Genomic DNA, 18,221 nt, shown 5'->3' on the forward strand with positions numbered 1-18,221 from the left:
CTAGGCGAGGGCGGGCTCGGCGTTGTCGCCGGCCAGGCTGAGCAGCTCGTGCGCGATGGCGGCGTCCCGCTGGGCCCGCAGCTCGGTCAGCTCCTGCTCGAGGCGGCGCACCTTGGCCCGCAGCACCGCGTTCTCCTCGAGTACGCGGAGCTCCGCACCGGACACGACGGAACCGAACAGGGCCTTGGCCATGGCGAAACGGCCTCTCACAGCTCGTGGGGGGTGCCCGGCGCCCCGGGACGTCGGTCGGCGCGGGCTCGGTGCCACCAGGGTGACAGCCCCGGACACGCAGGTCAACGCCAGGGACGGAGTGCCCCCGTGTCGGGCGGGTGTCGTCTTCGTCACCCCGTCGTGAACCCGCGTCCCCCCTGCACCGGGCGCTCCTCGCGGGTCACGCCGGTGACCGCGCCGGGCGCGCGCGGGCCCTCCAGCGCGGCGACGACGGCGCGCACGTCGTCGGCCGGTCCCTCCAGCTCGACCTCGACCCGGCCGTCGGGCAGGTTGCGCGCCGAGCCCGCCAGGCCGGCGGCGTCGGCCAGGCCGCGGACGAACCACCGGTAGCCGACACCCTGCACGTGCCCGGAGACCAGCACGTGCACGCGGACCACCGCGCTCACGACCGCCTCGCGCGCGGCCGCGGCTGGCACTGCGGGCAGCTGTAGCTCGACCGGTTCATGAACGACTCCCGCACGATCGGGGTCCCGCAGCGCGGGCAGGGACGGTCGACCTGGCCGTAGACGGCCAGGAACCGGGAGAAGTAGCCGCTCTGCCCGTTGACGTCGACGTAGAGCGAGTCGAAGGAGGTGCCGCCCTGCGCCAGCGCCTCGCCCAGCACGCTGCGCACGCCGTCGAGCAGGTCGGTGACCTGCGTGCGGGTGAGCCGGTCGGTGGGACGGGCGCCGTGCAGGCGGGCGCGCCACAGCGCCTCGTCGGCGTAGATGTTGCCGACGCCGCCGACGAGCGTCTGGTCCAGCAGCGCCCGCTTGACCTCGGTGCGCCGGCGGCGCAGCGCCGCGCTGAAGCCGGACTCGTCGAAGGAGGGGTCGAGCGGGTCGATGGCGATGTGCGCCACGCGCGGCGGGACGCCGTCACCGTCCGGGGCGTCCTCCACCGCCAGGCCGCCGAACGTGCGCTGGTCGACGAAGCGCAGCTCGCGGCCGCCGTCGGTGAAGGTGAACCGGGCGCGCAGGTGCGTCTCGTCGGGCTGCGAGCGCTTCTCGACCAGCAGCTGCCCGCTCATCCCGAGGTGGGCCACCAGCGCCCGTCCCGAGGCGGCGCCGTCGGGCTCGGCCAGCGGCAGCCACAGGTACTTGCCGCGGCGGTGGGCGGCGCTGAGGGTGCGGCCGGTCAGCGCGGCCACGAAGTGCTCGGTGCCCTCGAGGTGACGGCGGACGGCCCGGGGGTGGCGCACCTCCACGGCGGCGACGGTGCGCCCGGCGACCCAGCGCTCCAGGCCGCGCCGCACCACCTCGACCTCGGGCAGCTCGGGCACGGCTCAGGCCCCGGCCTCGTCGGCGGTCTCCCGCCCGGTCGACAGCGCACGCCAGGCGGCCTCGGCGGCCTCCTGCTCGGCGGCCTTCTTGGTGCGCCCCGTGCCGCGGCCGCGGACGACCTCGGCCAGCGACACCGCTGCGGTGAACACCTTCGCGTGCGGCGGCCCCTCGTCGGCCACGGCGTACACCGGGGCGCCCAGCCCGCGGGCGGCGCCGAGCTCCTGCAGGCTGGTCTTCCAGTCCAGGCCGGCCCCGCGGGTGGCGGCGTCGGCCAGCAGGGGGTCGAACAAGCGGTGCACCAGCCCGCTGGTCACCTCGAGCCCCAGGCCCAGGTGCAGCGCGCCGATCAGCGCCTCGAGCGCGTCGGCGAGGATGGAGTCCTTCTCGCGGCCGCCGGTGGTCTCCTCGCCGCGACCCAGCAGCAGGTGCGGGCCGAGGCCGCCGGCGCCGAGCCGGCGGGCGACACCGGCCAGTGAGGTCATGTTGACCACCGAGGCGCGCAGCTTGGCCAGCCGGCCCTCGGGCAGGTCGGGCTGGCTGCGGTAGAGCTCGTCGGTGACGACGAGGCCCAGCACCGAGTCGCCCAGGAACTCCAGGCGCTCGTTGGTGGGCAGACCGCCGTGCTCGTAGGCGTAGGAGCGGTGCGTCAGCGCCAACGCCAGCAGGCCGCCGGGCAGCTCGACACCGAGGGCGTCGAGCAGCCAGGCGGCCGCGCGGTCGGCGTGCGCCTGCCCCGCCGGCGAACCGCCGTCGGGGACGACCGTCGTGCGGGGCGCGGCGCTGCCCACGAGAGGCGGGGTCAGACCGAGAGGACCTGGCGGCCGGCGTGCTGGCCGCAGTTCGGGCAGGCCTGGTGCGGCGGCTTGAGCTGACCGCACGCCCGGTTCGGGCAGGGGGTGAGCGTCGGGGCGCTCGCCTTCCACTGCGACCGGCGGGCACGGGTGTTGGCGCGGGACATCTTCCGCTTCGGGACGGCCACGGTCAGTTCTCCTCAGGGTCGTCCGGACGGTCGGTGACCGCTCCGGTGGTGAAACGGCCGGCGAGGCCGGCCCAGCGGGGGTCGACCAGCTCGTGGGAGTGGTCGGCCGGGAGGTCGTCGAGGCGCTGGCCGCAGCCCGAGCACAGGCCCGCGCAGTCCTCGGTGCAGGTGGGCGAGAGCGGGAGGGCGAGGACGACGGCGTCGCGGACCATCGGCTCGAGGTCGATCCGCTCGCCCTCGACGAGGCGGACCTCGTCCTCCTCGCTCGTGGCCTCCGTCGTGCTGCCGGGGTAGGCGAAGAGCTCCTGGACGTCGAGCTCGAGGGTGTCCTCGACCGGGTCCAGGCACCGGGCGCACTGGCCCTGCACCGGGACCTCGACGTCGCCGGAGACCAGCACGCCCTCCATCACCGACTCCAGGCGCAGCCGCAGGTGCACCGGGGCGCCGTCGGGCACGCCGATGAGCTCGACCCGCCAGCCCGCGGGTGCCGGGAGGGTGCGGTCGAGCTCCTGCAGGGAGCCCGCGCGGCGGCCGAGCTCGCGCAGTTCCACGGCCCAGGGGTTGGCGGCGGGGCGCCGGGCGTCGGTGGACGCGGCGCCTGGGCGGTGCGGGGCGGCAGGCATGTCGGTACTCGCGGGTCGCAGGTGGGAGGGGATCCGGCCGGGGAGGTCACCGGTGGACCAGCAACCGAGACTACCCGATCCCCCGGGGACGCCGTCCGGCCGACCGGGACCGGCACCGCGCGACCCCGCACCCGGGACGTCCTCCCGCACCGCAGCGCGTCCCACCCGACGTCCCACGGTCGGGTGGGACACTCGATGATCAGGTTCCCTGATCATCGCGCGGCCCCCGCCGTCAGGGGTCGCGGAGCGTGGAGCGGGCCTTCTCCACCGAGCGCAGCATCCGCTCGAGGGTGGTGCCGAAGTCGGCGAGCCGGGTGTCGACGTACTCGTCGACCTCCGCGCGCATCCGGTTCACCTCGGCCACGGTCTGCGCGCCGAGCTCGTCGGAGCGGCTGACCGCGCCGCGGTAGACCTCGGTCTCGCTCACCAGCCGCTCGTGCTCGGCCTCGGCGGCGGCGAGCACCTCGGCCTGCTGCGCCTCGGCGTCGGCGAGCACCGCCTCGCGGTGGGCGCGGGCCTCGGCCAGCAACCGGTCGGCCTCCGCCTCGGCCCGGGCCAGCAGGTCGTCGGCCTCGGCCTGGGCCTGGGCGAGGACCTCGTCGCGCTGCCGCCGGGCGGTGCCGAGGACCTCCTCGCGCTGCCGGCGGGCGGCGGCCACGAGCCGGTCGGCCTCCTCGCGGGTGCGGCCGGTGAGCTGCTCGGCCTCGGCCTGGGCCTGCTCGAGGATCTCGGTGCGCTGCTCGACGATCGCGCCGGCGGCGTGCACCTCGTCGGGGAGGTTCTCCCGCAGGTCGTCCAGCAGGTCGAGCAGGTGGTCGCGGGGCACCATGCAGGAGCCCGACATGGGCACGCTGCGGGCGTTCTCGATGACCCGGCTGAGCTCGTCGACGACCTCGTAGAGCCGGTAGACGACCTCCGTCACGGGGTGTCCCGCTTGGCCAGCAGCCGGTCGAGGACGCCCCTGGGCACCAGCCGGGAGACGTCACCGCCGAAGGTGGCGATCTGCTTGACCAGGCTGGAGGACAGGTGGCCGACCTGCGGGGCGGTGGGCACGAACAGCGTCTCGATGCCGGCCAGCTCGCGGTTCATCTGCGCCATCTGCAGCTCGTACTCGAAGTCGGAGACGGCGCGCAGGCCCTTGACCACCACCGGGAGGTCGTGGCCCCGGCAGTAGTCGACCAGCAGGCCGGTGAAGCTGTCGACGACGACGTTGGGCAGCTCGGCCACCGCCTCGCGCAGCAGCTCCATCCGCTCCTCGACGGTGAACAGCCCGGCCTTGCCGGGGTTGACCAGCACGGCCACCACCAGCTCGTCGTAGAGCGCGGCGGCCCGGGTGATCACGTCGACGTGCCCGTTGGTGACGGGGTCGAACGACCCGGGACAGACCGCTCGCCTCACGGGAGCCGACCGTACCGGAGCAGCGCCTCGCCGTAGCGGCGGTCGCGGATCGGCTCGAGGGGTGTCGGCCACTCCCCCGGCGCCTCCCGAGCCGGCCGCTCGACCACGACCACGGCGCCCGGGGCCAGCCAGTGCCCCGCCACCAGCGCCCTCAGCACGTCGTCGACGTCGGCGGCGGGCGTGGCGTACGGCGGGTCGGCCAGCACCAGGTCGAAGCGGGCCGGCGGCCGGCCGGAGAGGACGCCGCGCACCGGGCCGGCCACCACCCGGGCCCCGGGCAGCCCCACGGCGGCGACGTTGGCGCGCAGCACCGGCAGCACCCGCGGGCCGTTCTCCACCAGCACCACCTGCGCCGCGCCGCGGGACAGCGCCTCGAGGCCGAGCGCGCCGGAGCCGGCGTACAGGTCGAGCACGGCGGCGCCCTCGAGGTCGAGCAGCGTGCCGAGGCTGTTGAACAGCGCCTCGCGAGCGCGGTCGCCGGTGGGCCGCACGCCGCTGGGGGGCACCGCGAGCCGGCGTCCCCCGGCCGCGCCGGCGATCAACCTGGTCACTGTCCCGTCCCGGACGTCCGTGGCCCCCTGCGGGGTCCCGCCGCGAGCTCGCGAGTGGCGGGGGGCAGGGGGTCCTCCCTCATGCCTTCTCGAGGTAGGTCGCGCGCTCGTCGGTGGCCAGCGCGGCCACCTCGGCGGCCAGGCCGGGGTGGTCGGCCAGCCCGCGGTCGGTGGCCAGCAGCGCGGCGGCCTCGGTCCGGGCGGCGGCGATGAGCTCCTCGTCCTCGAGCAGCGACAGCAGCTTGACGTTCGAGCGCCGGCCCGACTGCGCGGCGCCGAGGACGTCGCCCTCCCGCCGCGTCTCGAGGTCCACCCGGGCCAGCTCGAAGCCGTCGGAGGTGGAGGCGACCGCGGTCAGCCGCGCCCCGGTGGCCGTGGTGAGCGGCAGCTCGGTCACCAGCAGGCACAGCCCCTGGTGCTTCCCCCGCGCGACCCGGCCGCGCAGCTGGTGCAGCTGGCTGACGCCGAACCGGTCGGCGTCCATCACGACCATGACGGTGGCGTTGGGCACGTCGACGCCGACCTCGACGACGGTGGTGGCGACCAGGACGTCGACCTCGCGGGCGGCGAAGGCGCGCATGGTCGCCTCCTTGGCCTCCGGCGTCATCCGGCCGTGCAGCACCGCCAGACGCAGCCCGGCCAGCGGGCCCTGGTCGAGCGCCTCGGCGACGTCGAGCACGGCCAGCGGCGGGCGCCGGTCGCCGCCGGCGGCCTCCTCGGGCGCGCCGTCGGCGTCGTCGGGGGCGTCGGTGTCGGCGTCGCCGGTGTCGTCGTCGCCGATGCGCGGGCAGACGACGTAGGCCTGCCGGCCGGCGGCGACCTCCTCGCGCAGCCGCTCCCAGGCGCGGTCCAGCCAGGCCGGCTTGTCGCTGGCCGGGACGACCGAGCTGGCCACCCCGCCGCGGCCGCTGGGCAGCTGCCGCAGCACCGAGGTCTCCAGGTCGCCGTAGACGGTCATAGCCACCGTGCGAGGGATCGGCGTGGCGGTCATCACCAGCACGTGCGGCGGCCGGTCGCCCTTGGCGCGCAGCGCGTCGCGCTGCTCGACGCCGAAGCGGTGCTGCTCGTCGACGACGACCAGGCCGAGATCGGCGAAGTCGACGCCCTCCTGCAGCAGCGCGTGGGTGCCGACGACGATGCCGGCGCTGCCGTCGGCGACGGCGGCGCGGGCCTCGCGGCGGGCGGCGGCCCTGAGCGAGCCGGTGAGCAGCACGACCCGGGTGCCCGCCGGGTCGCCGTCGAGCTCGCCGGCGCGGGCGAGCGGGCCGAGCATCGCGCCGATGCTGCGGGCGTGCTGGGCGGCCAGGACCTCGGTGGGCGCCAGCAGCGCGGCCTGCCCGCCGGCGTCGACCACCTGCGCCATGGCCCGCAGCGCGACCACGGTCTTGCCCGAGCCGACCTCGCCCTGCAGCAGCCGGTGCATCGGGGAGTCGCGGGACAGCTCGGCGGCCAGCTCCTCGCCGACCGCGCGCTGCCCCTCGGTGAGGGTGAACGGCAGCGCGGCGTCGACGGCGTCGAGCAGGCCGCCGGGGCGGCGCGGGCGGGCGGTGCCCGGCTCCAGCGCGGCGGCGCGGCGGCGGGCGGCGAGCACCAGCTGCAGGGTGAGCGCCTCGTCCCACTTGAGCCGCTCCGCGGCGCGGTCGACGTCGTCCTGCGAGGTCGGCCGGTGCACGTCGAGCAGGGCGGCCGGGAGGCTGGGCAGCCCGTGGCGGGCCCGCAGGTCCTCCGGCAGCGGGTCCTCGACGAAGCCGAAGCCGCCGGAGGCGTCGAGCAGCAGCCGGATCGACTTCTGCACGACCCAGCTGGAGACGTCCTTGGTGGCCGGGTAGATCGGGATGAGCGCGCGCGCCCAGTCCTCGTCGTCGTCGCCGGTGATGAGGTGGAAGTCGGGGTGGGCGAACTGCTTGGCGCGGCGGTACTCGCCGACCGTGCCCGCGAACAGGCCCCAGGCGCCCTCGCGCAGGTTGCCGTGCTTCCGGTTGAAGAAGACCAGCTGCATCTCGCCGGCGCCGTCGCCCACGGTGACCTCGGTGAGCGAGCCGGGGCGGTTGCGCATCTTGCGGGTGGTGACCCGGCGGACCTGCGCCAGGACGGTGACGCGGTCGCCGACCTGCAGGTCGTCGAGGCGGGTCATCTCGCCGCGGCGGGCGTAGCGGCGCGGGTAGTGGCGCAGCAGGTCGCGGACGGTGTGCAGCTCCAGCGACTCGGCCATGGCCTTGGCCGTCTTCGCGCCGAGCACCCGGGACAGCGGCGTCTCGAGGGTCACCGCCACGGGGTCACCACCACGGGGTCACCGCCACGTCACTCGACCCCCGCCTGCAGGGGGACCGTGCCGCCGGCGTCGTAGCGGACCACCTCCACCGTGGGGTGGGCACGCGCCAGGTGGGCGCACAGGGCGTCACCGACCGCGGCGTCCGGGCCGACGAGCAGGGTGGCCATCTCGCCGCCGGCCGACAGCAGCCGGTCGAGCAGGTCGCGGGCGACGTCGGCGAGGTCGGCACCGACCACCACGACGTCGCCCTCGGCCGAGCCCAGGACGTCGCCGGCGCGGCACGGGCCCGCGCTGGTGAGCGCGTCCTGCGCGGCGACGGTGACCTCGGCCCAGCGGGTGGCGGCGGCGGCCTCGGCCATGCCGATGACGTCGTCGCCGAAGCGCCGGGCCGGGTCGGCGACGGCGACCGCGGCCAGCCCCTGCACCGGGGAGCGGGTGGGGACCACGGCCACCTCGCGGCCGGCCTCCCGGGCCCGGACCGCGGCCCGGGCGGCGACGGGGACGAGCGCGGCGTCGTTGGGCAGCACGACGACGTCGGCGGCCGTGGAGGCGAGGACCTCGGCGAGCACCTCGTCCTCACCGATCCCGGCCGGACCGCCCGCGACCACCCGCACGCCCTCGCCGGTGAACAGCGCCGCGGGGCCGTCGCCGGGGACCAGGGCGACCACCGCGCGGCGGCCGGGCACCGGCGCGGCGGGGGGCACCGGCGCGAGCGGGGTGACGGCGATCCGGTAGGGCCGGCCGGCCTCGATGCCGGCCTCGATGGCCGGCCCGATCTCGCTGGTGTGCACGTGCACGTTCCACTCGCGGCCCGTGGGGGTGTCGACGCCGACGACCACCAGGCTGTCGCCGAGCGCGGCGAGCCGGGCCTGCAGGCGGGCGACGCCGGCCTCGTCGGCACCGGCGAGCAGGTACTGCACCTCGCTGCCGGGACCGGGCGGCGGCTGGTGCGGGGTGTGCGCGGGGTCGCGGCGGCCCGGGCGGCCGGCGGGCAGCGGCGGGCGGGCCGGCTCGACCCCGGTGACGGTGGCCACCAGCGCGTCGAGGACCAGGCACAGCCCGGCCCCACCGGCGTCGACGACCCCCGCGTCGCGCAGCGCGTCGAGCTGGCCGGGGGTGTCCGCCAGCGCGGCGCGGGCACCGTCGGCGGTGGCGGCGACCACGTCGGCCAGGCCGGCGCGGCCGGCGGCCACGGCCTCCCCCGCGGCCTCGGCCCCGGCCCGGGCCACGGTGAGGAACGTGCCCTCCTCGGGGTCGGCGACCGCGGTGTAGGCGGTGTCGGCGGCCTTCTGCAGCGCGGCGGCGAGGGAGGGGCCGTCGGCGGGCTCCTGGCCGGCGAGGACGTCGGCCAGACCGCGCAGCAGCTGGGCGAGGATGGTGCCGCTGTTGCCGCGCGCGCCGAGGACCGCCCCGCGGGCGAGCGCCGTCCAGGCGGGCTCGTCGCCGGCCGCCTCCAGCGCTGCGAGGGCCGCCTCGGCGGTGAGCAGCAGGTTGGTGCCGGTGTCGCCGTCGGGCACCGGGAAGACGTTGAGCTCGTCGAGCCGGTCGCGGCCCGCGGACAGCGCCGTGACCGCGGCCCGGCACCACCGGCCGACCGCGGCGTCGTCGAGCGCCTGCAGCACGGCCGGAGGGTACCTGCGGGGAGCGACGGCCCCACCGCGTCGCCGGGACCGGAGCCGCTCCCCGGCCTCGGCGGCACGGCGCGGCGGGGAGCGGTTAGACTGGCCGACGGTCTTGCGGTCGCCGTCCGTGCGCCGCCGTTTGCTGACGAACTTCTGGGAGTGATCCACCGTGGCTGCCGTGTGCGATGTCTGTGGCAAGGGGCCCGGTTTCGGTATGTCGGTGTCGCACTCGCACCGCCGCACGCCGCGCCGTTGGAACCCGAACATCCAGTCGGTGCGGGCGCTGGTCGCGCCGGGCAACCGCCGCCGCATCAACGCCTGCACCTCGTGCATCCGCGCGGGCAAGGTCGTCCGCGCCTAGTCGGCACGGGACGAGGACCCCGGAGGTCGACGACCTCCGGGGTCCTCTGCGCGCCCGGAGCCGGGTCTAGCCGCTGATCCCGCGCGCCCGCGCCGCGGTCACGACCAGGTCGACGACGGCGTCCAGCGGCAGCGCCGTCCCGTCGACGACGAGGTGGTAGTGCCGCGCCGCCGCCGGGTCGCACCGGTAGAAGTGGCGGACGTAGGCCTCGCGCGTGCGGTCGTTGGCCTGCATCTCCTGCCGCAGCTCGCCCTCGGGGCGGCCGTAGCGCAGCACCGCCGCCCGCAGCCGCGCCTCGGGGGGCCCGTCGAGCCGCACGTGCAGCGCGTCGGGCCGGTCCCGCAGTACCATCGCGCCGGCCCGGCCGAGCACGACGCCGCCGGCGCCGTCGGCGATCTCGCGCAGCACCCGCTCGGTCTGCTCCCGGTAGGCCCGCTCGTCGGGCTGCGGGTCGAGCGGGACCACGCCGCCCACGGGGTCGGGCATGGCCCCCAGCGAGGCGACCAGCCGCCACAGGCCGCGCAGCACCCGCTCGTCGTTGGCCTCGGCGTCGTCCTGCGACACGCCCAGGCGCCCGGCGACCCGCGCCGGGATGGCCCGGTCGTGGAAGGGCAGGCCCAGCCGCTCGGCCGCCGCCGCCGCCACCTCCGGCCCCCCGGACCCGTACGACGCCGACACCGTCACGATGCCCACGGCTGCTCCTCCCGCTCCCCGGCCGGCCCGGCCAGCTGCTTGCCCAGGAACACCGCGCCCTGGCCCCCGGCGTACACGCCGAACCCCGCGACCGGTGCGTAGCCCATCCCCTCGTACAGCGCGATCGCCTCGGGCTGCCGGTACCCGGTGTTGAGCACCACCGCGCGGTACCCGGCGCGGGCGGCGGACTCCTCCAGCGCGGTCACGACCACCTGGGCGAGCCCGCGGCGGCGGAAGCCCGGCTCCACGTACACCCGCTTGACCTCCGCCTCGCCGGGCCCCCCCTCGGCGTGCCGGCGCCACGCGCCGCAGCCGGCGGGGACGCCGTCGACCTCGGCGACGAGGAACACCCCCGCCGGCGGCGCGAACTCGACGGGGTCGACGACGGCCTCGTCGGGCCCGCCGTAGCGCTCGACGTACTCCTGCTGCACCCGGCCGACCAGCGTGCGGGCCACCGGGTCGTCGTAGGGCACCGCGCGCAGCACGGCGACCGTGCCGTCGCGCAGCCGCGCCTCAGCCGAAGTGGACATGTCCGGTCCTCCCCGCACCCAGTGCCGTCGCGACCTGCGCGGCCGGCTCCCCGCTCACGAACACCCCGGGTTCCCCGGCGCGCACCTCCCCCACCGCCACCCACCCCGGGGGCAGCGCGGCGCCGCCCGGGAAGGTGGCCAGCAGGGCGTGGTCCTCCCCGCCGGTGAGCACCCACGCCAGCGGGTCGGTGCCCAGCGCGGTGGCCACCTGCTGCAGCGGACCCGGCGGTTCGAGCATCGAGCGCACCAGGGCCGCGCGGTCGACGTCGACCACCACGCCGCTGTCGCTGGCCAGGTGCCCGGCGTCGGCGAGCAGGCCGTCGCTGACGTCGCACATGGCGGTGGCGCCGGCGTCGGCCGCGGCCGGTCCCGCGGCGTAGGGCGGGCTGGGCCGCCGGTGCGCGGTGACCGCGGCCAGCGGGCTGCTGAAGCCGCGGCGCAGCACCGCCAGCCCGCAGGCCGACCAGCCCAGCCGCCCCGCGACGGCCAGCACGTCGCCCGGCCGGGCGCCCGAGCGCAGCACCGGCGCCCGCCCGCCGAGGTCGCCGAGCGCGGTCACCGACAGGACGACCGAGCCGCTGTCGGGGGCGGAGGCGACGGTGTCCCCGCCGACCACCGCGGCGCCCAGCGGCGCGCACTCGGCGGCCATGCCGGCGGCCACGCCCTCCAGCCACGAGGTGGGCGTGTCCGCGGGGCAGGCCAGCCCGACCAGCAGCGCGGTGGCCACCGCGCCCATGGCGGCGACGTCGGCGAGGTTGGCCGCGGCGGCCTTGTGGCCCACGTCCTCGGCCGAGGACCAGTCCCGCCGGAAGTGGCGGCCCTCGACGAGCACGTCGGTGGTGGCCACCACCCGCCCGTCGGGCACGCGCAGCACCGCCGCGTCGTCGCCCGGCCCCACCTCGGCGGCCGCCGCCGACCCGGCCCGGGCGACCACCCGGGCGATCACCCCGAACTCCCCGACGACGCGGACGCTGTCGGCCAGGTCCTCGCGCGGGACGAGCGGACGGGGTCGTGTCACCGGGTCCTCCGGGGGGCTGGGGTAGGTTGCGGTCCGATCCGCCCGCCGGTGCCGGACCGGCGCCGGCAGCGCTTCCCGAGGAAGGTCGTCCCGTGGTCCACGCCTACATCCTGATCCAGACCGAAGTCGGCAAGGCCGCCCAGGTGGCGTCGACGATCAGTGAGATCGCCGGCGTGACCAAGGCCGAGGACGTCACCGGCCCCTACGACGTCATCGTCCGCGCCGAGGCCGACACCGTCGACGACCTCGGCCGCCTCGTCGTCGCCCGCGTGCAGTCGGTCGACGGCATCACGCGCACGCTGACCTGCCCCGTCGTCAACATCTGACGCCGCTGAGCGCACCCACCCCGGCCGAGGACGGCGGGACCGGTCCCGCGGCCGCGCCCGACCGTCGTCCCGACCCGCTGCGCCGGCTGGCGCTGCTCGCGCTGGCCGTCGCCGTCCCGGTGCTGGTCGCGGTGGTCGTGCTGGTCAACGTCCTCGGCGGGGACGACGAGGGGGACGGCGGCGGCGCGGTCGCCGACGTGGAGGGCACCACCGACCCGCAGCGGGCCGAGGACCTCCCGCCGCTGCCGGTCGAGGTGCCGGCCCCCACGCCCGAGGCCGACGCGAACTGCCCGCAGCTGCTGCAGGCGCTGCCGCTGGACCTGCTCGGCGAGCCGGCCCGGCTGGTCGACTCCGACACCCCCTACGCCGCCGCGTGGGGCGATCCGCCGGTGGTGCTGGTGTGCGGCGTGCCGCAGCCGGAGGGCCTGGTCCCCGGTGAGGGGCTGTTCACCATCAACGGGGTGACCTGGTTCGTCGACCAGTCCGACCCCGGCGCCACCGTGTGGACGGCGGTCGACCGCGCGGTGTACGTCGAGGTCAGCCTGCCGCCCGACGTGGACAGCGCGCCGGTGACCGCGCTCAGCGACGTGCTGGCCGCCACGCTGCCCGCCCGGTAGCTCAGGCCAGGGGCAGCCGGTCGAGCTGGGCGAGCACCACCGCGCGCAGCTCCCCGGTGGCCGCCTCGGTGCTGTCGGCCACCGCGGTCACCGCGACGCTGAACACCCCGTGCGCGCACCAGGCGAACGCGGCCGGGCCGGCGAGGCGGGTGGCCGGGTCGGCGGCGGGGTCGGCGGCCGGCGCGGTCACGGTGAGCAGGCTGCAGCCCCCGGGGAGGTCGGCGGGGTCGCGGCGCAGCACGCCGTCGTAGAGCGCCGCGTCGTTGCCGGCCAGGTCCTCGGCGTAGGCGGCCGCGCCGGCGTGCCCGTCGAACTGGTCGACGAACACGCTGGTCATCGGCCCGGTGGTCGAGCCCCAGAACCGCTCCCAGCCGTACCGGTAGCCGTAGTCGCGCAGCACCGCGCGCTCGCGGGCCGGGTCGTCGGCGTAACCGGCGACGTCGTCGACGGTCTTGGCGCCGGCCGGCGGCTGGAGGTCGCCGTCGGGGATGCGCGCCAGGCCCGAGGGCACCCGGGCCAGCACCAGCGCGCCGAGCTCCTCGACGGTCGCCGGCGTCGCCGTCGCCGGTGCGGGGGTGGCGCTGCCGGCCACCGTCGGCGTGCAGCCGGTGAGGGCCAGCAGGCCCACGGCGAGCGCGGCCGACCGGCCCGGGTTCACCGCCGGGTCCGCGCGTCCCCCGGCCGGCCCGCGCGCGCCAGCGCCGAGGCGACCAGCCGGTCCACCAGCTCCGGGTGGTCGACGCCGCTGGCCGCCCACATCCGCGGGAACATCGAGATGGGCGTGAAGCCCGGCATCGTGTTGACCTCGTTGACCACCAGCCGCTCGGCGCCGTCGGGGCCGGTGCCGAGGAAGAAGTCCACCCGGGCCAGCCCCTCGCAGTCCAGGGCGAGGTAGGCCCGGCAGGAGGCCTGCTGCACCATCCGGGTCTGCTCGGGCGTGAGGTCGGCCGGGACGTCGAACTCGACGGCGTCCTCGAGGTACTTGGCGCTGAAGTCGTACCAGTCGGTGCCCGGCCGCAGCCGGATCTCGGCCGGCAGGCTCGCCTCGGGCGGGCCGCCGTCGCGGCCGGCGAGCACGCCGCACTCGATCTCCCGCCCCGGGACGGCGGCCTCGACGACCACCTTCGGGTCGACGGCGGCGGCGGTGGCCACGGCCTCCGGGAACTGCGCCCAGTCGGTGACCTTGGTGATGCCGATGCTCGACCCCGCCCGGGAGGGCTTGACGAAGACCGGCAGGCCCAGCCGCTCGCGGTCGGCCGCGGTGAGGACGTCGGGGTCGGCGCGGAGCGCTCCCCCGGCGTCGCGGAGCACCACGTGGTCGCCCTGGGGCAGCCCGGACGCGGCGAGGAGCTTCTTGGTGAACTCCTTGTCCATCGACGCGGCGCTGGCGAACACGCCCGACCCGACGTAGGGCAGCCCGCTGGTCTCCAGCAGCCCCTGGACGGTGCCGTCCTCGCCGTAGGCGCCGTGCAGGACGGGGAAGACGACGTCGACCTCGGTCAGCACGGGGCCGATCGCGGCGGTGGGCTCCAGCACCGCCAGGCCGCGGCCGGCGGGGTCGCCGACCAGCGAGACCGCCGTCCCCCCGGTGACCTCGGGCAGCCGGCCGCCGTCGATGGCCAGCTGCTGCCCCGCGTCGGGCAGCACCCAGCGCCCGTCGCGGGCGATGCCCACCGGCACCACCTCGTAGCGCTCCGGGTCGAGGGCGGCCATGACGCTGCCCGCCGAGACGCAGGAGATGGCGTGCTCGGCGCTGCGCCCCCCGAACACGACCGCGACGCGCACCTTGCCTGTCCCGCTCATCGCGGCCGACCCTAGTCGACGCCGGGGACGTGTCCCGCGCTCCGGCAGGACCGCGGCGCGCGGCGTGTGGGACTCTCGTCGCGATGCGGGAGAACGCGGCCCCTCCGGTGGACCCCCGGCCTCCGGCGGCGACGGCACACGACGAGGGGCCTGACCAGGGGGGCGCCCCGGCGCGCCGTCACCCGCTCGGGCTGCGGCTGGCCGGTGCCGCGGTGCACGCCTACACGGCGCTGGGCTCGGTGCTGGCGCTGCTGTTCGTGCTGGCCGCGCTCGAGGGCGAGGTCGAGGCCGCGCTGTGGGTGGGGCTGGCCGCACTGGTGGTCGACGGCACCGACGGGATGCTGGCCCGGCGCGCGCGGGTCAAGGAGACGATCCCCTGGTTCGACGGCTCGCTGCTGGACAACATCGTCGACTACCTGACCTACGTCTTCGCGCCCGTCGTGCTGCTGTGGACGATCGGCGCGCTGCCGCACGGGCCGCTGGGGTGGCTGCTCGCCTCGCTGCCGCTGCTGGCCTCGAGCTACCAGTTCTGCCGGGTCGACGCGAAGACCGACGACCACACCTTCCTCGGCTTCCCGAGCTACTGGAACGTCGTGGCGTTCTACGCGGTGGTGCTCGACCTGTCGCAGGTCGCCGTCGCGGTCACCCTCGTCGTCTGCTCGGTGCTGGTGTTCGTGCCGGTGCGCTACCTGTACCCGTCCCGGACCGAGGCGCTGTGGCAGGTGAGCATGGCGCTGACCGCCGTCTGGTTCGTCTGCTACGCCGTGCTGGTCGTCCAGCTGCCCGACCCGAACCCGTTCGTGGTCGCGCTGTCGTTCGCCTACGTCGTCTACTACCTGGCCTTCAGCGGCTGGCTCACCGCCCGCGCCGCGCACCGCCGCCGCCGGGACGCCCGCGCCGCCGCCTGACCCCGGGGCGCCGCGCGCGGGCGGTCAGGCGGCGTCGAGCCCCGCGAGCAGGTCGGCCACCACGTCGGCGGTGTCCTCGATGCCGCAGGAGAACCGCACGAACCCCGCCGGGACGGCGTCCCCGCCCCACTGCGCCCGCCGGTCGACGGTGCTGTGCACGCCGCCGAAGCTGGTCGCCGCCGCCCACAGCCGGGTGGCGGCCAGGAACCGGCCCACGGCGTCCTCGTCGGCCAGCTCGGCCGACACCACGCCGTTCGGGCGCAGCATCTGCCGGGTGGCCAGCGCGTGCGAGGGGTCGCCGGGCCGCCAGGGCCAGCGGACGCCGGTGACCGCGGGGTGGGCGGCCAGCGCCGCCGTCACCGCCTCCGCGGTGGCCGCCTGGCGGGCCAGCCGCAGGTCCAGCGTGCTCATCGACCGGTGGCCCAGCCAGGCGTCGAAGGCGCCCGGGGTGGCCCCGGTGTGGTCGCGCCAGCCCTTGAGCCGGTCGTACAGCTCGTCGGAGGTGGTGGACACGTGGCCGAGCAGCAGGTCGCTGTGCCCGGTGAGCGCCTTGGTGTCGGCGCCGACGGTCAGGTCCGCGCCCAGCGCCAGCGGCCGCTGGCCGAGCGGGGTGGCCGTGGTGTTGTCGACCGCGAGCAGCGCCCCCGCGGCGCGGGTGGCCGCGGCGACGGCGGCGACGTCGCAGACGTCGAGCTGCGGGTTGCTGGGCGTCTCCAGGAGCACCATCCGGGCGCCCTCGAGGTCCCCGCGCGCGGCGACGTCGGCGATCCCGAGGGTGGGCACGTACTCCACCCGCACGCCGAGGCGCTCGAGCTCGTCGCGGGCCAGCAGCCGGGTGGCGTAGTAGCCGTCGGCGGGCAGCACCAGCCGGTCGCCGGCCGAGACGAGGGCCATCACCGCCGCGCCGACCGCGGCCATCCCGGTGGCGAAGGACAGGCAGCGCCCGCCGTCGAGCTCCCCGACCGCCGCCTCGAAGGCGCGGAGGGTGGGGTGCTCGGTGCGCGCGTAGGCGTCGGCGCCGTGGGCGCGGGGCGGCTGGTCGCCGAGGTGGTAGGGCGCGGCGAACACCGGCGAGGGGCGCAGCGGCGCGCCCGGCACCGGCGGTGGGTCACCGGCGTGCACCGCCCGGGTGCCGTCCCCCCAGCTCCCGCTCACTCCGGCCCCGCTCACTCCGGCTTGGCCTCCCGGCTCATGATCTCCTTCAGCACCTCCTGGGCGGGCACGCCGTCGTGACAGACCTTCACGACCGCCTCGGTGAGCGGCACGTCGATGCCGTGGGCCCGCGCCAGCTCCAGCACCGGCCGGCAGCTCTTGACGCCCTCGGCCACCTGCCGGGTCTCGCGCTGCACCTCCTCCACCGACATCCCGCGGCCGAGCTTCTCCCCGAAGGTGCGGTTGCGCGACAGCGGTGAGCTGCAGGTGGCCACCAGGTCGCCGAGCCCGGCCAGGCCGGCGAAGGTGGTCAGCTCCGCGCCCAGCGCGGTGCCGAGCCGGGCGGTCTCGGCCAGCCCGCGGGTGATCAGCGAGGCGCGGGTGTTGTCGCCGAAGCCCATGCCCTCGGCGATGCCGCAGGCCAGCGCGATGACGTTCTTCACCGCCCCGCCGAGCTCGCAGCCGACCAGGTCGCGGTTGGTGTAGGGCCGGAAGTAGGGGGTGTGGCAGGCCGCCTGCAGCGCCGTCGCGCGGTCGTCGTCGGGGCAGGCGATGACGGTCGCGGCCGGCTGCTCCTCGGCGATCTCGCGGGCCAGGTTGGGGCCCGACAGCGCGGCCACCCGCTCCGGCCCCGCACCGGTGACCTCGCAGATCACCTCGCTCATCCGCTTCGTGCTGCCCAGCTCGATGCCCTTCATCAGCGACAGCAGGCTGGCGTCGGGCGGCAGCAGCGGCGCCCAGGCGGTGAGGTTGGCCCGCAGCGACTGGGACGGGACGGCCAGCACCACGACCTCGGCGCCGTCGAGGGCCAGCGCGGCGTCGACGGTCGCCGTCAGCCGCTGCGGCAGCCGGACCCCGGGCAGGTAGTCGGGGTTCTCCCCCGTCTCGGTGATCGCCTGGCACAGCTCGGCACGGCGGGCGTGCAGCGTGACCGTGCAGCCGGCGTCGGCGAGCACCTTGGCGAACGTCGTCCCCCAGGACCCGGCGCCGAGGACGGCGGCGCGGGTCACGCGGCGCTCCCGGGCAGGTCGCCGGGCAGCGACCGGCCCGGCCGCCGGGCGAACCGCTCGGGCGCGGGCTCGCCGCGCAGCGCCGCCAGCCCGTCGCGCACCCGGCCCATCAGCAGGTCGGTGGTGCTGCGCAGCAGGTCGGGCGTCAGCGGCCGCCCGGCCCGGACCTCCGCCCGCAGCGCGGAGAGGTCCACCGGCTCCCCGATCGCGTAGTCGGCGGGCGTGCGCAGCCGCAGGTGCAGCTTCTTGGCGTGGTAGTCGTGCACCCGTTGCGGGCCCCACTGGGCCACCGGCAGCACGACGGCGTCGGTGGTCAGCGCCAGCCGGGCCACGCCGGTGCGCGCCTCCATGGGCCACCAGTCGGGGTCGCGCGTCACCGAGCCCTCCGGGTAGATGACCACGACGTTGCCGGCCTCGAGGTCGGCGGCGGCAGCCGACAGCGAGCCGCGGGCGTCCGACGAGCCGCGCGCGACCGGGATCTGCCCGGCGTCGAGCAGGATCCGGCCGGCCAGCCCCCGGAAGACGGCCTGCTTGGCCAGGAAGTGCGGGATGCGGCCGTGGTCGTAGACCAGCCGCGCGCAGGCCAGCGGGTCGAGCACCGACACGTGGTTGGCCACCAGCAGCACCGGGCCGGTGCGCGGGAACCGCTCCCCGTGCCGGTAGCGCAGCCGGAACAGCAGCGAGGCCACCGGGTAGACGACCACCACGGCGAGCCGGAGCGACCACGGCAGGCGTCCCCGCTCGTGCAGGACCCGGGGCCGCTCCCGCGCTCCCGTCCCGCGCCCGGCGGACTGGTCCTCGGTCACCGGCACCCCCTCCGCTCGGTCGCCACGACGGGCACATGATCGCACCGGCCCCGTGCCCC

General features: G+C 76.9%; 23 protein-coding genes. 4 read left to right on the forward strand and 19 right to left on the reverse strand.

What is annotated here, in order from left to right; translation table 11 throughout:
* The 11 genes from BLQ97_RS00360 to BLQ97_RS00410 all read right to left on the reverse strand — a co-directional run bounded on the left by BLQ97_RS00360 (position 1) and on the right by BLQ97_RS00410 (position 8,938).
* Positions 1-192: a hypothetical protein gene (locus BLQ97_RS00360; RefSeq protein WP_091108111.1), complete on the reverse strand. Its 192-nt coding sequence runs from the start codon at positions 190-192 to the stop codon at positions 1-3.
* Between the two features lie 149 nt (positions 193-341).
* The gene (locus BLQ97_RS00365; RefSeq protein ID WP_091363743.1) at positions 342-617 is read right to left on the reverse strand and encodes an acylphosphatase; all 276 of its coding nucleotides are present in this window, start codon (positions 615-617) and stop codon (positions 342-344) included.
* The gene (mutM, locus tag BLQ97_RS00370) at positions 614-1,492 is read right to left on the reverse strand and encodes a bifunctional DNA-formamidopyrimidine glycosylase/DNA-(apurinic or apyrimidinic site) lyase (RefSeq protein ID WP_091362380.1); all 879 of its coding nucleotides are present in this window, start codon (positions 1,490-1,492) and stop codon (positions 614-616) included. Before mutM ends, BLQ97_RS00365 begins: the two co-directional genes overlap by 4 nt.
* A gap of 3 nt (positions 1,493-1,495) precedes the next feature.
* A complete protein-coding gene (gene rnc, locus BLQ97_RS00375) occupies positions 1,496-2,281 on the reverse strand; it encodes a ribonuclease III (RefSeq protein WP_091362381.1) in 786 nt (261 codons plus the stop codon).
* 11 nt (positions 2,282-2,292) lie between these two features.
* Entirely contained in the window at positions 2,293-2,472 is a 180-nt protein-coding gene (gene rpmF, locus BLQ97_RS00380) for a 50S ribosomal protein L32 (protein WP_075014296.1), read from the reverse strand.
* Positions 2,473-2,474: 2 nt separating this feature from the next.
* A complete protein-coding gene (locus tag BLQ97_RS00385; RefSeq protein WP_245691684.1) occupies positions 2,475-3,023 on the reverse strand; it encodes a YceD family protein in 549 nt (182 codons plus the stop codon).
* A gap of 304 nt (positions 3,024-3,327) precedes the next feature.
* A complete protein-coding gene (locus tag BLQ97_RS00390) occupies positions 3,328-4,017 on the reverse strand; it encodes an SPFH domain-containing protein (protein ID WP_091362383.1) in 690 nt (229 codons plus the stop codon).
* Positions 4,014-4,493: a pantetheine-phosphate adenylyltransferase gene (coaD, locus tag BLQ97_RS00395; protein ID WP_091362384.1), complete on the reverse strand. Its 480-nt coding sequence runs from the start codon at positions 4,491-4,493 to the stop codon at positions 4,014-4,016. The genes BLQ97_RS00390 and coaD overlap by 4 nt, the downstream gene beginning before the upstream one ends.
* Positions 4,490-5,044: a 16S rRNA (guanine(966)-N(2))-methyltransferase RsmD gene (rsmD, locus tag BLQ97_RS00400; protein ID WP_091362385.1), complete on the reverse strand. Its 555-nt coding sequence runs from the start codon at positions 5,042-5,044 to the stop codon at positions 4,490-4,492. Before rsmD ends, coaD begins: the two co-directional genes overlap by 4 nt.
* A gap of 79 nt (positions 5,045-5,123) precedes the next feature.
* On the reverse strand, positions 5,124-7,316 hold the full coding sequence (gene recG / locus BLQ97_RS00405) for an ATP-dependent DNA helicase RecG (RefSeq protein ID WP_091362386.1): 2,193 nt from the start codon (positions 7,314-7,316) through the stop codon (positions 5,124-5,126).
* Between the two features lie 29 nt (positions 7,317-7,345).
* Positions 7,346-8,938, reverse strand: a complete 1,593-nt coding sequence (locus BLQ97_RS00410) for a DAK2 domain-containing protein (RefSeq protein WP_091362387.1) — start codon at positions 8,936-8,938, stop codon at positions 7,346-7,348.
* Positions 8,939-9,116: 178 nt separating this feature from the next.
* Between BLQ97_RS00410 and rpmB the strand changes: the two genes are divergently transcribed.
* Entirely contained in the window at positions 9,117-9,299 is a 183-nt protein-coding gene (rpmB, locus tag BLQ97_RS00415) for a 50S ribosomal protein L28 (protein ID WP_425283681.1), read from the forward strand.
* 66 nt (positions 9,300-9,365) lie between these two features.
* On the opposite strand, the gene BLQ97_RS00420 is transcribed toward rpmB, so the two are convergent.
* Genes BLQ97_RS00420 through BLQ97_RS00430 form a run of 3 tightly spaced genes read right to left on the reverse strand, consistent with a single transcriptional unit; the run spans position 9,366 to position 11,540 of the window.
* The gene (locus BLQ97_RS00420; RefSeq protein WP_091362388.1) at positions 9,366-9,992 is read right to left on the reverse strand and encodes a cytidylate kinase-like family protein; all 627 of its coding nucleotides are present in this window, start codon (positions 9,990-9,992) and stop codon (positions 9,366-9,368) included.
* The gene (locus BLQ97_RS00425; protein ID WP_091362389.1) at positions 9,980-10,522 is read right to left on the reverse strand and encodes a GNAT family N-acetyltransferase; all 543 of its coding nucleotides are present in this window, start codon (positions 10,520-10,522) and stop codon (positions 9,980-9,982) included. The genes BLQ97_RS00420 and BLQ97_RS00425 overlap by 13 nt, the downstream gene beginning before the upstream one ends.
* Positions 10,506-11,540: a thiamine-phosphate kinase gene (locus BLQ97_RS00430; protein ID WP_175471537.1), complete on the reverse strand. Its 1,035-nt coding sequence runs from the start codon at positions 11,538-11,540 to the stop codon at positions 10,506-10,508. The genes BLQ97_RS00425 and BLQ97_RS00430 overlap by 17 nt, the downstream gene beginning before the upstream one ends.
* Before the next feature lie 92 nt (positions 11,541-11,632).
* On the opposite strand from BLQ97_RS00430, the gene BLQ97_RS00435 reads away from it, so the two are divergent.
* Together BLQ97_RS00435 and BLQ97_RS00440 are read left to right on the forward strand one after the other, a co-directional pair.
* Positions 11,633-11,866, forward strand: a complete 234-nt coding sequence (locus tag BLQ97_RS00435; RefSeq protein WP_091108133.1) for an Lrp/AsnC ligand binding domain-containing protein — start codon at positions 11,633-11,635, stop codon at positions 11,864-11,866.
* 119 nt (positions 11,867-11,985) lie between these two features.
* The gene (locus BLQ97_RS00440; RefSeq protein WP_245691685.1) at positions 11,986-12,483 is read left to right on the forward strand and encodes a DUF3515 domain-containing protein; all 498 of its coding nucleotides are present in this window, start codon (positions 11,986-11,988) and stop codon (positions 12,481-12,483) included.
* A 1-nt stretch (position 12,484) separates the two neighbouring features.
* Here BLQ97_RS00440 and BLQ97_RS00445 read toward each other — a convergent pair whose 3' ends face one another.
* Both BLQ97_RS00445 and BLQ97_RS00450 read right to left on the reverse strand, forming a co-directional pair.
* The gene (locus BLQ97_RS00445; RefSeq protein WP_091362391.1) at positions 12,485-13,141 is read right to left on the reverse strand and encodes a hypothetical protein; all 657 of its coding nucleotides are present in this window, start codon (positions 13,139-13,141) and stop codon (positions 12,485-12,487) included.
* Complete coding sequence (locus BLQ97_RS00450; RefSeq protein ID WP_091362392.1) at positions 13,138-14,286, reverse strand: D-alanine--D-alanine ligase family protein; 1,149 nt, start codon at positions 14,284-14,286, stop codon at positions 13,138-13,140. Before BLQ97_RS00450 ends, BLQ97_RS00445 begins: the two co-directional genes overlap by 4 nt.
* A 212-nt stretch (positions 14,287-14,498) precedes the next feature.
* Between BLQ97_RS00450 and BLQ97_RS00455 the strand changes: the two genes are divergently transcribed.
* On the forward strand, positions 14,499-15,194 hold the full coding sequence (locus tag BLQ97_RS00455; protein ID WP_245691686.1) for a CDP-alcohol phosphatidyltransferase family protein: 696 nt from the start codon (positions 14,499-14,501) through the stop codon (positions 15,192-15,194).
* Positions 15,195-15,218: 24 nt separating this feature from the next.
* On the opposite strand, the gene BLQ97_RS00460 is transcribed toward BLQ97_RS00455, so the two are convergent.
* Genes BLQ97_RS00460 through BLQ97_RS00470 form a run of 3 tightly spaced genes read right to left on the reverse strand, consistent with a single transcriptional unit; the run spans position 15,219 to position 18,162 of the window.
* Complete coding sequence (locus BLQ97_RS00460) at positions 15,219-16,364, reverse strand: cystathionine gamma-lyase (protein ID WP_245691687.1); 1,146 nt, start codon at positions 16,362-16,364, stop codon at positions 15,219-15,221.
* Positions 16,361-17,356 carry an NAD(P)H-dependent glycerol-3-phosphate dehydrogenase gene (locus BLQ97_RS00465; protein ID WP_091362394.1) on the reverse strand — a complete coding sequence of 332 codons (996 nt, stop codon included), beginning with the start codon at positions 17,354-17,356 and terminating at the stop codon, positions 16,361-16,363. Before BLQ97_RS00465 ends, BLQ97_RS00460 begins: the two co-directional genes overlap by 4 nt.
* Positions 17,353-18,162 (reverse strand): lysophospholipid acyltransferase family protein, encoded by an 810-nt coding sequence (locus BLQ97_RS00470; RefSeq protein WP_245691688.1) that lies wholly within the window; start codon positions 18,160-18,162, stop codon positions 17,353-17,355. The genes BLQ97_RS00465 and BLQ97_RS00470 overlap by 4 nt, the downstream gene beginning before the upstream one ends.
* Between the last annotated feature and the right edge of the window lie 59 nt (positions 18,163-18,221).

It is taken from the genome of Geodermatophilus telluris (assembly GCF_900102745.1).
Classification (GTDB): domain Bacteria; phylum Actinomycetota; class Actinomycetes; order Mycobacteriales; family Geodermatophilaceae; genus Geodermatophilus; species Geodermatophilus telluris.